Here is a 15,868-nt window from a genome sequence, read left to right on the forward strand (position 1 = left end):
ATGAGCATATTGAATGGACCCCGACTGAACTTCTGGGGCGGTATCTCCACCGACGTCAGCGTGCCGAACAACTCGCCGACCTTGCCCAACGGCATCACCACGTCCCTTGAGCTGTTCGACCTGACCACCTCGACCGTGGCGGACCAGGCCAAGACCTACAGCGATGAGCACCTGTACCAATTGATCAACGCCCCGGACCCGAGAATCGGCCCCAACAGCCGGTACACGGCCGGCGGCTGGAACCACTACGGAGAACACGTGGTGACGCTGCACAACGCGTTGATCAGTTCCCAAGGCACCCCGGGCAACATTGCGCTGGAAGGGGATATGGTCGGCCAGCCGGTCTACCTGCTCGGCTCAGTTACACCCGGCACCGGACAAGGGCCCTACTCCGGCCCGATGATGGTCGACCTGGACCCCACAGCCAGCACCACAACCCAGATCTTTGTCGGAGGCCTGCAGATCGGCAACGGCAACACGCCTGAGCTACTGATTCGCTGGGATACCGTGTGCAGCAGTTTCGACCTCAACACCCGGGTGCTGGAGCCGGCAACCATGGACTCGCCGGGCTCCTTCCATGCCAGCGGTACCTTTCAACTGACCTTTCCGCTGAGCAGCATCGTCAGCTACAACAAGGAAAGTGCCGGACTCAGGGCCCTGATCGAAGCGCCTAACGCGACTGGGATCGTGCTGCGTTTTGTGATGTTCGAAATGTGTCCGACCCTGACTACCGAGCAACTGAATGCCGACTACGCCGCCAACCAGTTCAGCCCGAACCCGAGCATCGGCCGAGTCATCGGCACCCTGGCCACGGCGTTTACCGATGAGCCGCAAATCTGTCCGCCGGGCCGGCAAATCATCAATGCCGACAAAGACCTGAACATCAACAGCGTTGCCTATGCCGAGGTTGCCAACGGGCAACTGAGCATCGACATGGTCAACCTGATCCCCAAGCAGACGTTCAGGGCTGTACGCGACGACATCACCAGCCCCATCGGCCCCAACGCCGACTACGGGACCGTCACCATCGCGGCCGGAACGACGCCTCTGGCGAGCTTTGAGCCCAGCGACCCGCTGCTGCAGGACTACTACCGGTACGGCGGCATCATCGACGTGCCGCTCAACTCGACCCAGACACAGTTGGTGCAGAGCACGCCCTTGTGCATCAGTGCCCCCGGGACCACCCGCAACCCGGCGCTGTCGGCCCCCGAATGCCCGTATCGGGTCTACAGCGATCAGCGCAACACCTACCTGGACCCCAACAGCAGCGGCGTGCAGATCACCTTGCAAGTCCGTTACCTGGGAGCACCGGTACAGGAAGATACGCCAATCAGCATCGACGCCTCGGCGACCGCCGCCTATCAAGCCAATCGCTACTGGAACTTCCTGGAGCTACCGAACTCGGTAACGGTGCCGGCCGGTCAACCTTCGGTGAGCTTCAACGTCGTCCCCGTCGCCGGTTCCAATACCCAGGCCGGTTTCACCACACTGACCTACACCATCGACAACAACCTTCTGACCCAGAGCTTCAGCAACTTCCGCAAGTACGCCTGGAGCGACTTCGGCATTCCAACCGGCAGCATCGTCACCTGGGAGCAGGCGTTTCAAAACGTGCTGCGCTTTCATTACCTGGCCTTCCCTGCCATGTCGCGCTACATCCAGCTCAATCAACCCGACGCGGTGATGGGTTACAAACAGGCGATCCTGGCCCGGATATCCCCCGAGTACCAGAACACCACCTTGTACATGTCCGTGGTGCGTTCGATGTCGCCGAGCCAACGCTCCCTGCTGACCGCCTATCTCAACGGCACGCCCTGGCAGCCCTGAACAAGGAGAAGACCATGCCCGTTGCTCTACACATTCCCGCCCAGCCGGAACGGATGCTGTGCCCAAGCAGCATCATCGCCGAAGGCCTCTTCAACCCACGCGGCGTCTGCGTGGAAAACGATGGTGGCCTGCTGCTGGTGGAAGCTGGCTCAGGCCTGCCGGACCAAGCGTTCAGCGGTCGCATCAGTCGCCTGCGACCAGATCCTCACGCCCCCGGCACCTACCTGCCACCCGAGGTTCTGGCCAAGGGTTTTCGCTCGATGAACATGCAGTCGCGGATGCTGCGCGACGAAATCATGGGGCTGTCGGACATTGCCTTCGGTGCCGGGCGCTACCTGGCCAGCCAGACCGATTACGTCGCCGGCTCGAAGCTTCTGGACCTGCAATACAGCCCGCCCGAGCCACTGTTCCACAGCCACGGCAACCTCAACTCATTGTGCTATCACCCCGCGCGCCAGAGCTGGATGGCGGTCAAGCCCGATACCAACCAGTTGGTGGAGTTCACTCAGGGTGAGGAGCAGATCCTGGCCCAACTGCCCGACCTGGATCAGGGCCAGGAAGCCGTACCCGTGACCCTGGTGCATGAGCCACAGACCGACGCGGTGCTGATCAGCCTGTTCTCTGGCGAGCTGCACAGTGACCCGGCGCGAAAGGGCATCGACTTCGCCGACAAGGCGGGCCAGGTAATCCGGGTCTGGCCCGAGAGTGGCAGGATCGAGGTACTGATTCGCGGGCTGCAACTGCCCACCGGGCTGGCGCTGGACCCGCAGGAGCGGATTCTGGTGCTGGAACTGTGCGACCGGCTGTTGCAGCCCCTGCAGCCCGACTGGTCCGGCGAGACCTTGCACGGCGGCTTTGCCCGCTTCAGTGGACGGCTGCTGCGCTGCGACCTGCAGCAACGCAGTGTGCAAGTGCTCGCCAACGAACTGGATACACCGTCCAACCTGTGCTGCGTCGAGGGAGCGGTGCTGGTGAGCGAAGGCATGGGCCTCAATGGACGGCCGATTCCCGCGCCGGATCATCAGGTGGTTGCCCTGAGCGGTCGATTGCGCCGAGTGCAACTTTGAGCCCAATCCCAGCGCCTGAAAGGAAACAGTCCGGCATAAAAAAGGGGCCCTGTACGGGGCCCCTTTCTCATCGATACTGAATGCTCGAGGGAGCAATCAGAACGGAATATCGTCATCGAAGCTGTCGAAATCCGGTGCCGGCTGCGGAGCGGCCTGCTGTGGCGCTGGACGCGACTCACGCTGTGGCTGCGGAGCAGGACGGGACTGCTGAGGACGCGGTGCCGAGTTGGACATGCCGCCCTGGCCTTGCTGGTCGCCCTGTGGACGGCCACCCAGCAGCTGCATGGTGCCTTGCATGTCGACAATGATCTCGGTGGTGTAGCGCTTGATGCCGTCTTTTTCCCACTCGCGAGTCTGCAGTTTGCCCTCGATGTAGACCTGGGAACCCTTGCGCAGGTACTCACCGGCAATCTCCGCGACCTTGCCGAACATCGAAACACGGTGCCACTCGGTGCGCTCGACCTTCTGACCGGTCTGCTTGTCGGTCCACTGTTCGCTGGTGGCCAGACTCAGGTTGGTCACGGCGTTACCGTTAGGCAGATAGCGAACTTCGGGATCCTGGCCGCAAGTACCGACCAATATGACTTTGTTAACCCCACGGGCCATAACGTTCTCCTAGGCTTCGCGCGGCGACGGCGCTGAGTTGACCAACTGCTCGAGCGTCGCGCGATCCAATAATTCGGTGTCCAATTTGATGTAAATGGCAGCCTCTTCGGCCACCACCACGGCATCTGTTACTCCAGCGACGGCTTTCAGGCGCTCAACCAGACCAGCTTCGCGGATCGCTTCGGGCGATAACGGCAAGCGCAGGCTCGTCACATATGGAGGCTCGCGCATGGTAACAGCAAAGCCCAACCAGAGTGCAGCCAGACCTGCGCATCCAAGGAACACAACCGACAAACCGCCATGCTGGAACAACCAGCCGCCGAGGATGCCGCCCAGTGCCGAACCGAGGAACTGGCTGGTGGAATACACCCCCATCGCCGTGCCCTTGCCGCCTGCCGGCGAGACTTTGCTGATCAGCGACGGCAACGACGCCTCCAGCAGGTTGAATGCGGTGAAGAACACCACGGTGCCGATCACCAGCGCCCGCAAACTGTCGCCGAACTCCCAGAAGAATAGCTCGGTGAGCAGCAGCGTAATGACCGCGCCGAGCAGAACTCGTTTCATCTTGCGTTTTTTCTCGCCGTAGATGATGAACGGGATCATGGCGAAGAAGGAAATCAGCAGCGCGGTGAGGTAGACCCACCAGTGCTGTTCCTTGGGCAGGCCGGCCTTTTCCACCAGTGCCAGGGGCAAGGCGACGAAGCTCGACATCAGCATGGCGTGCAACACGAAGATACCAAGATCCAGGCGCAGCAGATCGGGATGCTTGAGGGTCGGGATCAGCGCTTGGCGCGCCACGCCGGACTCGCGGTGCTGCAACGGGCCGGTGGAGCGCGGGACCATGAAGGCAACGATCAGGATGCCCACCAGGGCCATGGCACCCGTGGCCAGGAACAGCCCCGACAGACCAAAGCTGCGGGTCAGCAGCGGACCGACCACCATGGCCACGGCAAAGGACAGGCCGATGGTCATGCCGATCATGGCCATGGCCTTGGTCCGGTGCTGCTCGCGGGTCAGGTCCGAAAGCAGCGCCATCACTGCCGCGGAAATCGCCCCGGCACCTTGCAGGATTCGTCCGGCGATCACGCCCCAGATCGAATCGGCATTGGCCGCCAGCACGCTGCCCAGGGCGAACACGATCAACCCCAGGTAAATCACTGGGCGACGACCGATACGGTCGGAAATGATGCCGAAGGGAATCTGGAAAACCGCCTGGGTCAGACCATAGGCGCCAATCGCCAAGCCGATCAGAGTCGGGGTCGCTCCTGCGAGATCCATTCCATAGGTCGCCAGGACCGGCAGTACCATAAACATGCCAAGCATACGGAAGGCGAACACCAGGGCCAGACCGCTCGCTGCGCGGGTCTCGCTGCCACTCATGCGTTCGCTGTGGGGATCGTGCATGGATAAACCTCATGTGAACCGGCGGCGATTCTACCAGTCCGATCGATTGAGGGGGTATATGGCGACGCTTTGCCGCGCAGCCCCATCAGCGAGCAAAAAAGCACCGCATGATAGTGTGCATCCATCCAGTGTTTGGTTTTATACTCCTGCCTTTACGCCCGCCGATCGAGGCCACTTTTGGACAAGATTCTGATTCGTGGGGCCCGCACCCACAACCTGAAGAACATCGACCTGACCCTGCCGCGGGACAAGTTGATCGTCATCACCGGGCTGTCTGGGTCCGGCAAGTCGTCCCTGGCTTTCGACACGCTTTATGCCGAAGGCCAGCGCCGCTATGTCGAATCGCTGTCGGCTTACGCCCGACAGTTCCTGTCGATGATGGAAAAGCCCGATGTCGACACCATCGAAGGGCTGTCGCCGGCGATATCCATCGAACAGAAATCCACCTCTCACAACCCGCGCTCCACCGTCGGCACCATTACCGAAATCTACGATTACCTGCGCCTGCTCTATGCTCGCGTGGGCACCCCGCGCTGCCCGGACCACGACATTCCGCTGGAAGCCCAGACCGTCAGCCAGATGGTCGACCTGGTGCTGGCGCAGCCCGAAGGCAGCAAGCTGATGCTGTTGGCTCCGGTCATTCGTGAGCGCAAGGGCGAACACCTCTCGGTCTTTGAAGAGCTGCGAGCCCAGGGCTTCGTGCGGGCCCGGGTCAACGGCAAGCTGTTTGAACTGGACGAGCTGCCGAAGCTGGATAAACAGAAGAAGCATTCCATTGATGTGGTGGTCGACCGCTTCAAGGTGCGTGGCGATCTGCAACAACGTCTAGCAGAGTCCTTTGAAACCGCGCTGAAACTGGCGGACGGGATTGCCCTGGTAGCGCCGATGGACGACGAGCCGGGGGAAGAGATGATCTTCTCCGCGCGTTTCGCCTGCCCGATTTGCGGTCATGCCATCAGCGAACTGGAACCCAAGCTGTTCTCCTTCAACAACCCCGCCGGCGCTTGTCCTACCTGCGACGGTCTGGGGGTCAAGCAGTTCTTCGACATCAAACGCCTGGTCAATGGCGAACTGACCTTGGCCGAAGGGGCGATTCGCGGCTGGGACCGACGCAACGTCTATTACTTCCAGATGCTCGGTTCACTGGCCTCTCATTACGGCTTCAGCCTGGAAGTACCGTTCAACCAACTGCCGGTGGATCAGCAGAAGGTCATCCTGCACGGCAGTGGCACCCAGAACGTCGACTTCAAGTACCTCAACGACCGGGGCGACATCGTCAAGCGCTCCCACCCCTTCGAAGGCATAGTGCCGAACCTGGAGCGGCGCTACCGGGAGACCGAATCGGCCACCGTCCGTGAAGAGCTGGCCAAGTTCCTCAGCACCCAGCCCTGTCCGGATTGCCGTGGCACACGCCTGCGTCGCGAGGCTCGCCACGTCTGGGTCGGCGAGAAGACCCTGCCGGCGGTCACCAGCCTGCCCATCGGCGATGCCACGAACTACTTCGGTACGCTGAAACTCACCGGACGCCGTGGTGAGATTGCCGACAAGATCCTCAAGGAGATCCGCGAGCGCCTGCAGTTCTTGGTGAACGTCGGGCTCGACTACCTCACCCTGGATCGCAGCGCCGATACCCTGTCCGGCGGCGAAGCTCAGCGTATTCGCCTGGCCAGCCAGATCGGTGCCGGCCTGGTGGGGGTCATGTACATCCTCGACGAACCATCCATTGGCCTGCACCAGCGGGACAATGATCGGCTGCTGGGGACCCTGAAACACCTGCGGGATATCGGCAACACCGTAATCGTGGTTGAACACGACGAAGACGCTATCCGCCTGGCCGACTATGTGGTGGATATCGGCCCGGGCGCCGGTGTGCACGGTGGACGCATCGTCGCCGAAGGCACGGCTGCTGAAGTCATGGCGCACCCGGACTCGTTGACCGGCAAGTACTTGTCGGGTCGGGTGAAGATCGTGGTTCCAGCCAAACGTACGCCGCGCAACAAGAAGCTGTCCCTGACACTCAAGGGCGCTCGCGGCAACAACCTGCGCAATGTCGACCTGGAAATTCCCATCGGACTGCTGACCTGCGTGACCGGGGTTTCCGGCTCGGGCAAATCGACGCTGATCAACAACACCCTGTTCCCCTTGAGCGCCACGGCGTTGAACGGTGCCACGACCCTGGAGGCGGCGCCTCACGACAGCATCAATGGTCTGCAGCACCTGGATAAGGTCGTGGATATCGATCAGAGCCCGATCGGTCGTACTCCGCGCTCCAACCCGGCCACTTACACCGGGCTGTTCACGCCGATCCGCGAGTTGTTCGCTGGGGTTCCTGAGTCCCGTTCCCGAGGCTACGGACCTGGACGTTTCTCCTTCAACGTCAAGGGTGGACGCTGTGAAGCCTGCCAGGGCGATGGCTTGATCAAGGTCGAGATGCACTTCCTGCCGGACATCTACGTGCCCTGCGATGTGTGCAAGAGCAAGCGCTACAACCGCGAGACGCTGGAGATCAAGTACAAGGGCAAGAGCATCCACGAGGTGCTGGAAATGACCATCGAGGAGGCCCGCGAGTTCTTCGCTCCCGTACCGGCCCTGGCGCGTAAGCTGCAGACCCTGATGGATGTGGGCCTGTCCTACATCAAGCTCGGCCAGTCGGCTACCACGCTGTCTGGCGGCGAGGCACAACGGGTCAAGCTATCACGCGAGCTGTCCAAGCGTGACACTGGCAAGACCCTGTATATCCTCGATGAACCGACCACTGGGTTGCACTTCGCGGATATCCAGCAATTGCTGGACGTCCTGCACCGCCTGCGTGATCACGGCAACACCGTGGTAGTGATCGAGCACAACCTGGATGTGATCAAAACTGCCGACTGGCTGGTGGACCTGGGGCCGGAAGGCGGCTCCAAAGGCGGCCAGATCATCGCCGTCGGCACCCCGGAACAGGTAGCGGAAATGCCGCAGTCCCACACCGGGCACTACCTCAAGCCGCTGCTAACTCGCGATCGAGCCTGAGCCCCATGAAAAAGCCCCTGTCATCTCACGGTGACAGGGGCTTTTTTACATCTCAGGATTGACGCATCTACCGTAGGAGCGAGCTTGCTCGCAAACCGGTATCCACGCCTTATGCGGTCAGAACTGCGACTGCAGGTAGTTCTCCAGCCCGATGGATTTGATCAGGCCCAACTGCTTCTCCAGCCAGTAGGTGTGATCTTCCTCGGTATCCGCCAACTGGATACGCAGAATGTCGCGGCTGACGTAGTCCTTGTGCAGTTCACACAGCTCGATGCCTTTGCACAGCGCAGCGCGAACCTTGTATTCAAGGCGCAAGTCGCTGGCCAGCATGTCCGGCACCGTGGTCCCGGTGTCGAGATCGTCAGGACGCATGCGCGGCGTGCCTTCCAGCATCAGAATGCGGCGCATCAGGGCATCGGCGTGTTGCGCCTCTTCTTCCATTTCGTGGTTGATACGCTCGTAGAGCTTGGTAAAGCCCCAGTCTTCGTACATCCGCGAGTGGATGAAATATTGGTCGCGTGCTGCCAGTTCGCCCGTCAGCAACGTGTTGAGGTAATCGATTACGTCCGGGTGACCTTGCATCGCCCTACATCTCCCTGCTTGAAAGTCGATAGTGTGAACCAAGCTGACTTGCAGGTCACTTAGAAATAACCGAAAAAGTGAAGATTATCTGAGAAAAGCAGTATAAATAACGCAAAAACCGCCCAAATGAGGGCGGTTCTGCTTCTTATTTAGACTTACTTGAGCGATACACCCAAAGCCTTGGCAATACCCTCGCCGTAAGCCGGGTCAGCCTTATAGAAATGTTGCAGCTGACGATCAACCACATCAGCAGTCACTCCAGTCATGGCACCGGCAATGTTGTTGATCAACAGAGCCTTCTGCTCATCATTCATCAAGCGGAACAGAGCTCCTGCATGACTGTAATAGTCGGTATCTTCGCGATGATCGTAGCGGTCTGCACCACCGCTAAGGGCCAGGGGCGGTTCTGCGTAGCGTGGAGCCTGCTTAGGCGCATCGCTGTAGCTGTTGGGCTCGTAGTTCGGCGCAGCACCGCCATTGCTTCCGAAAGCCATGGAGCCGTCGCGCTGATAGCTGTTTACCGGGCTCAGCGGCGCATTCACTGGCAGTTGCTGGTGATTGGTACCAACGCGATAACGGTGAGCATCGGCGTAAGCAAACACCCGGCCCTGCAGCATGCGATCTGGAGAAAGCCCGACCCCTGGCACCATGTTGCTTGGTCCGAAAGCGGCCTGTTCGACCTCAGCGAAGTAGTTCAGCGGATTGCGGTTCAACTCCAACTCGCCAACTTCAATCAGCGGAAATTCTTTCTGCGACCAGGTCTTGGTCACATCGAACGGGTTCTCATAGTGCGCCGCGGCTTGCGCCTCAGTCATGATCTGGATGCACACGCTCCACTTCGGAAAGTCGCCGCGCTCGATCGCGTTGAACAGGTCGCGCTGAGCGTAATCCGGATCGGTACCCGCCAGACGTGCAGCCTCTGCCGGCGCCAGGTTCTTGATGCCTTGCTTGGTCTTGTAGTGCCACTTGACCCAGTGCCGCTCGCCCTTGGCGTTTATCAGGCTGTAGGTGTGACTGCCAAAGCCGTGCATATGACGGTAGCCGTCTGGAATGCCCCGATCGGAAAACAGAATGGTTACCTGGTGCAGCGCCTCAGGCGAATGCGACCAGAAATCCCACATCATCTGAGCACTTTTCAGGTTGCTCTGAGGAAGGCGCTTCTGGGTGTGGATGAAATCGGGAAACTTCAGCGGGTCACGAATGAAGAAGACCGGGGTGTTGTTACCCACGATGTCCCAGTTGCCTTCTTCGGTGTAGAACTTGAGGGCAAAGCCGCGGGGATCGCGCTCGGTGTCAGCCGAACCACGTTCGCCGCCTACTGTAGAGAAACGCAGGAAGGTCGGAGTTTTCTTGCCAACCGCTTCAAACAACTTGGCACTGGTGTATTGGGTGATGTCGCGAGAGACCGTGAAAGTGCCGTAGGCACCCGAGCCCTTGGCGTGCACGCGACGCTCAGGGATATTCTCGCGATTGAAATGGGCGAGCTTTTCGATCAGGTGAAAATCGTCGAGAAGCAGCGGGCCACGAGGGCCGGCGGAACGGGAATTCTGGTTATCAGCGACAGGAGCGCCACTAGCGGTAGTAAGAGTTTTGGTCTGGCTCATGCACAATCTTCCTCTGTCAGTCTGTGAAACTGCCGGCTAATCGGCTGACGAAGAGTATTGACCACCAGTGTTACAACATCCAATGCATTACACATTAGCTAACGATAGAAATATCTAATACATAAAGACACAAAAAACCGGGCACTAGGCCCGGTTCCTTGTTTCAGACTGACGTCTTACTCAGCGGATACAGCTTCACCGCCGACAGCACGATCAACCAGTTCAACGTACGCCATAGGAGCGTTGTCGCCAGCACGGAAACCGCACTTGAGGATGCGCAGGTAGCCACCCTCACGGGTAGCGTAACGCTTGCCCAGGTCGTTGAAGAGCTTACCAACGATAGCTTTCGAACGAGTACGGTCGAAAGCCAGACGGCGGTTAGCCAGGCTGTCTGTCTTGGCCAAAGTGATCAGCGGCTCGGCAACGCGGCGCAGTTCTTTAGCTTTCGGCAGTGTAGTTTTGATCAGCTCGTGCTCGAACAGCGACACCGCCATGTTCTGGAACATGGCCTTGCGGTGCGAGCTGGTGCGGCTCAGGTGACGCCCACTTTTACGATGACGCATGGTTCATTCCTTACCAAACACAACGTTCGGTGATTACGACGATCAGGCAGTCGCCTTGTCGTCCTTCTTAAGACTTGCAGGCGGCCAGTTGTCGAGGCGCATGCCGAGGGACAGACCGCGGGAGGCCAGAACGTCCTTGATTTCGGTCAAGGATTTCTTGCCCAGGTTCGGAGTCTTCAACAGTTCTACTTCGGTACGCTGAATCAGGTCGCCGATGTAGTAAATGTTTTCCGCCTTAAGGCAGTTAGCCGAACGTACAGTCAGTTCCAGATCGTCAACCGGGCGAAGCAGGATCGGATCGATCTCGTCTTCCTGCTCGACTACCACTGGCTCACTGTCACCTTTGAGGTCGACGAACGCAGCCAACTGCTGTTGCAGAATGGTTGCAGCACGACGGATAGCCTCTTCAGGATCCAGAGTACCGTTGGTTTCCAGATCAATAACCAGCTTGTCCAGGTTAGTACGCTGCTCGACACGGGCGTTTTCCACCACGTATGCGATACGGCGAACCGGACTAAACGAAGAGTCGAGCTGCAAGCGACCAATGCTGCGGCTTTCGTCTTCATCGCTCTGACGCGAGTCGGCCGGTTCATAACCACGACCACGAGCTACTACGAGCTTCATGTTCAGGGCGCCGTTAGACGCCAGGTTAGCGATTACGTGATCGGGGTTAACGATCTCGACATCATGATCCAGCTGAATATCGGCAGCGGTAACCACCCCCGAACCCTTCTTCGACAAGGTCAGCGTAACTTCGTCACGGCCGTGCAGCTTGATAGCCAGACCTTTAAGGTTCAACAGGATTTCAATTACGTCTTCCTGTACACCTTCGATGGCGCTGTACTCGTGGAGCACACCGTCAATCTCGGCCTCGACTACTGCACAGCCGGGCATTGAGGACAACAGGATGCGGCGCAGCGCGTTGCCCAGGGTGTGGCCAAAACCACGCTCGAGAGGCTCGAGGGTGATCTTGGCGCGGGTTGGACTGACAACCTGCACATCAATGTGGCGGGGTGTCAGGAACTCATTTACCGAAATCTGCATGGATGCACCTATTTTCTAGCCCTTACTTGGAGTAGAGCTCGACAATCAGGCTTTCGTTGATGTCGGCGGACAGATCACTGCGAGCTGGAACGTTCTTGAAAACGCCCGACTTCTTCTCAGTGTCTACTTCTACCCATTCTACGCGGCCACGTTGAGCACACAGATCGAGAGCTTGGACAATGCGAAGTTGATTTTTTGCTTTCTCGCGAACAGCAACCACGTCACCAGCACGAACCTGGTAGGACGGAACGTTAACGGTCTGACCGTTTACGCTGATCGACTTGTGCGATACCAGCTGACGGGATTCGGCACGAGTAGAACCGAAGCCCATGCGGTATACAACGTTGTCCAGACGGCATTCGAGCAGTTGCAACAGGTTTTCGCCGGTTGCGCCCTTCTTGCCAGCTGCTTGTTTGTAGTAGCCGCTGAATTGACGCTCGAGCACGCCGTAGATACGACGAACTTTTTGCTTTTCACGCAGCTGAGTACCGTAGTCGGATTGACGACCACGACGCTGGCCGTGGATGCCAGGAGCTGCTTCGATGTTGCACTTGGATTCGATAGCGCGCACGCCGCTCTTCAGGAAGAGATCGGTGCCTTCGCGACGAGCCAGTTTGCATTTTGGACCAATGTAACGAGCCATTCTTTACAATCTCCTGGATTACACGCGGCGCTTCTTCGGCGGACGGCACCCGTTGTGCGGGATTGGCGTCACGTCGGTGATGCTGGCGATCTTGTAGCCACAGCCGTTCAAAGCGCGGACTGCGGATTCACGACCTGGACCTGGGCCCTTGACGTTAACGTCGAGGTTCTTCAGGCCATATTCCAGCGCAGCTTGACCAGCACGCTCGGCAGCTACTTGAGCAGCGAACGGGGTGGACTTGCGAGAACCGCGGAAACCCGAACCACCGGAGGTTGCCCAGGAAAGAGCGTTACCTTGACGGTCGGTAATGGTCACGATGGTGTTGTTGAAAGACGCGTGGATGTGGGCGATGCCATCAACCACTGTCTTTTTAATCTTTTTACGAGGACGAGCAGCAGGTTTTGCCATGACTAAATTCCTGTCGATTCGCTGGTGCGATTACTTGCGGATCGGCTTACGCGGACCTTTGCGAGTACGCGCGTTGGTCTTGGTACGCTGACCGCGCACTGGAAGACCACGACGATGGCGCAGACCGCGGTAGCAGCCCAGATCCATCAAGCGTTTGATTTTCATGTTGATTTCGCGACGCAGGTCACCTTCAGTGGTGAACTTCGCCACTTCGCCACGCAGCTGTTCAATTTGCTCGTCGCTCAGATCCTTGATCTTCGCAGCTGGGTTGACCCCAGTCACTGCACAGATTTTCTGCGCAGTAGTGCGACCAACACCATAGATGTAGGTCAGCGAGATAACAGTATGCTTGTTATCTGGAATGTTAACGCCTGCAATACGGGCCATTCAGTGGGACTCCAATTGACAGCTACCTACGCCCCGGAAGCCAAGAAATAGGGCGCGAGATAATATCGCTGTAATAACAAATAATCAACCCGGCAGCGCACTAGCTGCCGGGCTTGAAGCACAATCACACTCAGCCTTGGCGCTGTTTGTGACGCGGTTCCGCGCTGCAAATTACTCGAACAACACCTTCGCGGCGAATAATCTTGCAGTTACGGCACAGCTTTTTCACCGATGCACGAACTTTCATCACCAACTCCTCGAACCTTATGGATTAGCGCAGCATGCCGCTGCCGTAACCCTTCAGGTTGGCTTTCTTCATCAGGGATTCGTACTGGTGGGAAACGAGGTGCGATTGTACTTGCGACATAAAGTCCATAACAACCACGACCACGATCAGCAACGAGGTCCCGCCAAGGTAGAACGGAACGTTTGCAGCAACCACCAGGAACTGGGGCAACAGACACACGGCCGTCATATATAGAGCACCGAACATGGTCAAGCGGGTCAGAACGCCATCAATGTAGCGCGCCGACTGCTCACCTGGACGGATGCCCGGAATAAAGGCACCGGACTTCTTCAGGTTTTCCGCTACGTCTTTCGGATTGAACATCAACGCCGTATAGAAGAAGCAGAAGAAAATAATCCCTGCACTAAACAGCAGAATATTCAACGGCTGACCAGGAGCGATCGACTGCGAGATGTCCTGCAACCAGCCCATACCTTCAGACTGACCGAACCAGGCACCCAACGAAGCCGGAAACAGCAAAATGCTGCTCGCGAAGATAGCAGGAATTACACCGGCCATATTCACTTTCAGCGGCAAGTGGCTGGTCTGCGCAGCAAAAACCTTGCGGCCCTGCTGACGCTTGGCGTAGTGAACAGCAATACGACGCTGGCCACGCTCAATGAACACCACAAAACCGATAATCGCTACTGCCAGCAAACCGATCGCAACCAAGGCGAAAATGTTGATATCACCCTGACGCGCAGACTCGAAAGACTGCCCGATCGCTCTCGGAAGACCGGCGACGATACCTGCGAAAATCAACATCGAGATACCGTTGCCAACACCACGCTCAGTAATCTGCTCACCCAGCCACATCATGAACATCGCACCAGCCACAAACGTGGATACCGCGACGAAATGGAAGCCAAAGTCACCAGTGAACGCAACGCCCTGCCCTGCCAGACCAACGGACATGCCGATGGCCTGAACCAGAGCTAGGACGACAGTGCCGTAGCGGGTGTACTGGCTGATCTTGCGACGGCCAGCTTCACCTTCCTTCTTCAACTGCTCCAACTGCGGACTGACGGCTGTCATAAGTTGCATGATGATCGAAGCCGAGATGTACGGCATGATCCCCAGTGCAAAAATGCTCATCCGCTCCAGCGCGCCGCCGGAAAACATGTTGAACAAGCTAAGAATGGTCCCCTCATTCTGTCGAAACAGGTCTGCGAGTCGGTCCGGGTTGATACCTGGAACCGGGATGTGTGCGCCTATTCGGTAGACGATAATCGCCAGGAACAGAAAACGCAGACGAGCCCAGAGTTCAGACATACCGCCTTTGCCGAGCGCAGAGAGAGCACCTTGCTTAGCCATTTATTCCTCGAACTTGCCGCCAGCTGCTTCGATAGCCGCACGCGCACCTTTGGTGGCTGCGATACCCTTGATGGTCACAGCGCGAGTAACTTCGCCGGACAGCATGATTTTCACACGCTGAACGTTCTGGTTAATCACGTTGGCATCTTTCAGGGACTGCACGGTGACGATGTCGCCTTCCACTTTGGCCAGTTCGGACAGACGCACTTCTGCGCGGTCCATGGCTTTCAGGGAAACGAAACCGAACTTCGGCAGGCGACGATGCAGCGGCTGTTGACCGCCTTCAAAGCCTGGAGCGATGGTGCCACCGGAGCGGGAAGTCTGACCTTTGTGACCACGGCCACCAGTCTTACCCAAACCACTACCGATACCACGGCCCGGACGATGCTTTTCGCGACGGGAACCCGGCGCTGGACTCAGATCATTGAGTTTCATCGATTAACCCTCGACACGCAGCATGTAGTAAGCCTTGTTGATCATCCCGCGATTCTCGGGAGTATCTTGGACTTCTACAGTGTGACCGATGCGACGCAGGCCCAGACCCTTAACGCACAGTTTGTGGTTAGGGATACGGCCGGTCATGCTTTTGATCAGCGTTACTTTAACGGTAGCCATGATCAGATGATCTCCTGGACGCTTTTGCCACGCTTGGCGGCAATGGATTCAGGGGACTGCATAGCCTTCAAACCTTTGAAAGTGGCATGAACCACGTTTACTGGGTTAGTCGAGCCGTAGCACTTGGCCAGAACGTTCTGAACACCAGCAACTTCGAGGACAGCACGCATAGCGCCGCCAGCGATGATACCGGTACCTTCAGAAGCAGGCTGCATGTACACCTTGGAAGCGCCATGAGCGGACTTCATAGCGTACTGCAGAGTGGTGCCGTTCAGATCAACTTGGATCATGTTGCGGCGAGCAGCTTCCATTGCCTTCTGGATCGCAGCAGGCACTTCACGCGACTTGCCACGGCCGAAGCCAACACGGCCCTTACCATCACCAACCACGGTCAACGCGGTGAAAGTGAAGATACGGCCGCCTTTAACGGTTTTGGCTACGCGGTTAACTTGAACCAGCTTCTCGATGTAGCCTTCGTCGCGCTTTTGGTCGTTATTTGACATAAC

Annotated in this window: 17 protein-coding genes; 3 read left to right on the forward strand and 14 right to left on the reverse strand. The window is 58.2% G+C overall.

All coding sequences use genetic code 11. The features are described 5' to 3' along the window. Positions 1-1,827 (forward strand): hypothetical protein, encoded by a 1,827-nt coding sequence (locus tag KHO49_RS13060; protein WP_110596280.1) that lies wholly within the window; start codon positions 1-3, stop codon positions 1,825-1,827. 14 nt (positions 1,828-1,841) lie between these two features. Continuing rightward, the gene (locus KHO49_RS13065; protein WP_213665113.1) at positions 1,842-2,894 is read left to right on the forward strand and encodes a hypothetical protein; all 1,053 of its coding nucleotides are present in this window, start codon (positions 1,842-1,844) and stop codon (positions 2,892-2,894) included. Between the two features lie 96 nt (positions 2,895-2,990). On the opposite strand, the gene KHO49_RS13070 is transcribed toward KHO49_RS13065, so the two are convergent. Both KHO49_RS13070 and KHO49_RS13075 read right to left on the reverse strand, forming a co-directional pair. Beyond that, positions 2,991-3,500, reverse strand: a complete 510-nt coding sequence (locus KHO49_RS13070) for a single-stranded DNA-binding protein (RefSeq protein WP_011063767.1) — start codon at positions 3,498-3,500, stop codon at positions 2,991-2,993. 9 nt (positions 3,501-3,509) lie between these two features. Then, entirely contained in the window at positions 3,510-4,904 is a 1,395-nt protein-coding gene (locus KHO49_RS13075; RefSeq protein WP_110596282.1) for an MFS transporter, read from the reverse strand. Between the two features lie 177 nt (positions 4,905-5,081). On the opposite strand from KHO49_RS13075, the gene uvrA reads away from it, so the two are divergent. Then, positions 5,082-7,916, forward strand: coding sequence for an excinuclease ABC subunit UvrA (uvrA, locus tag KHO49_RS13080; RefSeq protein WP_213665114.1), 2,835 nt, complete (start codon positions 5,082-5,084; stop codon positions 7,914-7,916). 117 nt (positions 7,917-8,033) lie between these two features. Here the strand turns inward: uvrA and bfr are convergent, their stop codons facing one another. From bfr to rpsE, 12 genes are all read right to left on the reverse strand, one after another. Beyond that, positions 8,034-8,498: a bacterioferritin gene (gene bfr / locus KHO49_RS13085; RefSeq protein WP_025129396.1), complete on the reverse strand. Its 465-nt coding sequence runs from the start codon at positions 8,496-8,498 to the stop codon at positions 8,034-8,036. A gap of 155 nt (positions 8,499-8,653) precedes the next feature. Beyond that, a complete protein-coding gene (locus KHO49_RS13090) occupies positions 8,654-10,102 on the reverse strand; it encodes a catalase (RefSeq protein WP_102865261.1) in 1,449 nt (482 codons plus the stop codon). 176 nt (positions 10,103-10,278) lie between these two features. Then, entirely contained in the window at positions 10,279-10,665 is a 387-nt protein-coding gene (gene rplQ / locus KHO49_RS13095) for a 50S ribosomal protein L17 (protein ID WP_007924175.1), read from the reverse strand. A 42-nt stretch (positions 10,666-10,707) separates the two neighbouring features. Next, the gene (locus tag KHO49_RS13100) at positions 10,708-11,709 is read right to left on the reverse strand and encodes a DNA-directed RNA polymerase subunit alpha (RefSeq protein ID WP_007970428.1); all 1,002 of its coding nucleotides are present in this window, start codon (positions 11,707-11,709) and stop codon (positions 10,708-10,710) included. A gap of 22 nt (positions 11,710-11,731) precedes the next feature. Beyond that, a complete protein-coding gene (gene rpsD, locus KHO49_RS13105) occupies positions 11,732-12,352 on the reverse strand; it encodes a 30S ribosomal protein S4 (protein ID WP_011063772.1) in 621 nt (206 codons plus the stop codon). Between the two features lie 18 nt (positions 12,353-12,370). Further along, the gene (rpsK, locus tag KHO49_RS13110) at positions 12,371-12,760 is read right to left on the reverse strand and encodes a 30S ribosomal protein S11 (protein WP_007924177.1); all 390 of its coding nucleotides are present in this window, start codon (positions 12,758-12,760) and stop codon (positions 12,371-12,373) included. A 30-nt stretch (positions 12,761-12,790) separates the two neighbouring features. Beyond that, the gene (gene rpsM, locus KHO49_RS13115; RefSeq protein ID WP_003186020.1) at positions 12,791-13,147 is read right to left on the reverse strand and encodes a 30S ribosomal protein S13; all 357 of its coding nucleotides are present in this window, start codon (positions 13,145-13,147) and stop codon (positions 12,791-12,793) included. Positions 13,148-13,277: 130 nt separating this feature from the next. Next, the gene (rpmJ, locus tag KHO49_RS13120; RefSeq protein WP_002555468.1) at positions 13,278-13,394 is read right to left on the reverse strand and encodes a 50S ribosomal protein L36; all 117 of its coding nucleotides are present in this window, start codon (positions 13,392-13,394) and stop codon (positions 13,278-13,280) included. A gap of 24 nt (positions 13,395-13,418) precedes the next feature. Then, positions 13,419-14,747: a preprotein translocase subunit SecY gene (gene secY / locus KHO49_RS13125; RefSeq protein WP_007924182.1), complete on the reverse strand. Its 1,329-nt coding sequence runs from the start codon at positions 14,745-14,747 to the stop codon at positions 13,419-13,421. Then, entirely contained in the window at positions 14,748-15,182 is a 435-nt protein-coding gene (gene rplO, locus KHO49_RS13130) for a 50S ribosomal protein L15 (RefSeq protein WP_007924183.1), read from the reverse strand. It lies immediately after the preceding gene. Positions 15,183-15,185: 3 nt separating this feature from the next. Continuing rightward, positions 15,186-15,362 carry a 50S ribosomal protein L30 gene (gene rpmD, locus KHO49_RS13135; RefSeq protein ID WP_003176408.1) on the reverse strand — a complete coding sequence of 59 codons (177 nt, stop codon included), beginning with the start codon at positions 15,360-15,362 and terminating at the stop codon, positions 15,186-15,188. A gap of 2 nt (positions 15,363-15,364) precedes the next feature. Continuing rightward, positions 15,365-15,865, reverse strand: coding sequence for a 30S ribosomal protein S5 (rpsE, locus tag KHO49_RS13140; RefSeq protein ID WP_007924184.1), 501 nt, complete (start codon positions 15,863-15,865; stop codon positions 15,365-15,367). Positions 15,866-15,868: the final 3 nt, after the last annotated feature.

The sequence above is a fragment of the Pseudomonas sp. RC4D1 genome, from assembly GCF_018390395.1.
Classification (GTDB): domain Bacteria; phylum Pseudomonadota; class Gammaproteobacteria; order Pseudomonadales; family Pseudomonadaceae; genus Aquipseudomonas; species Aquipseudomonas danubii.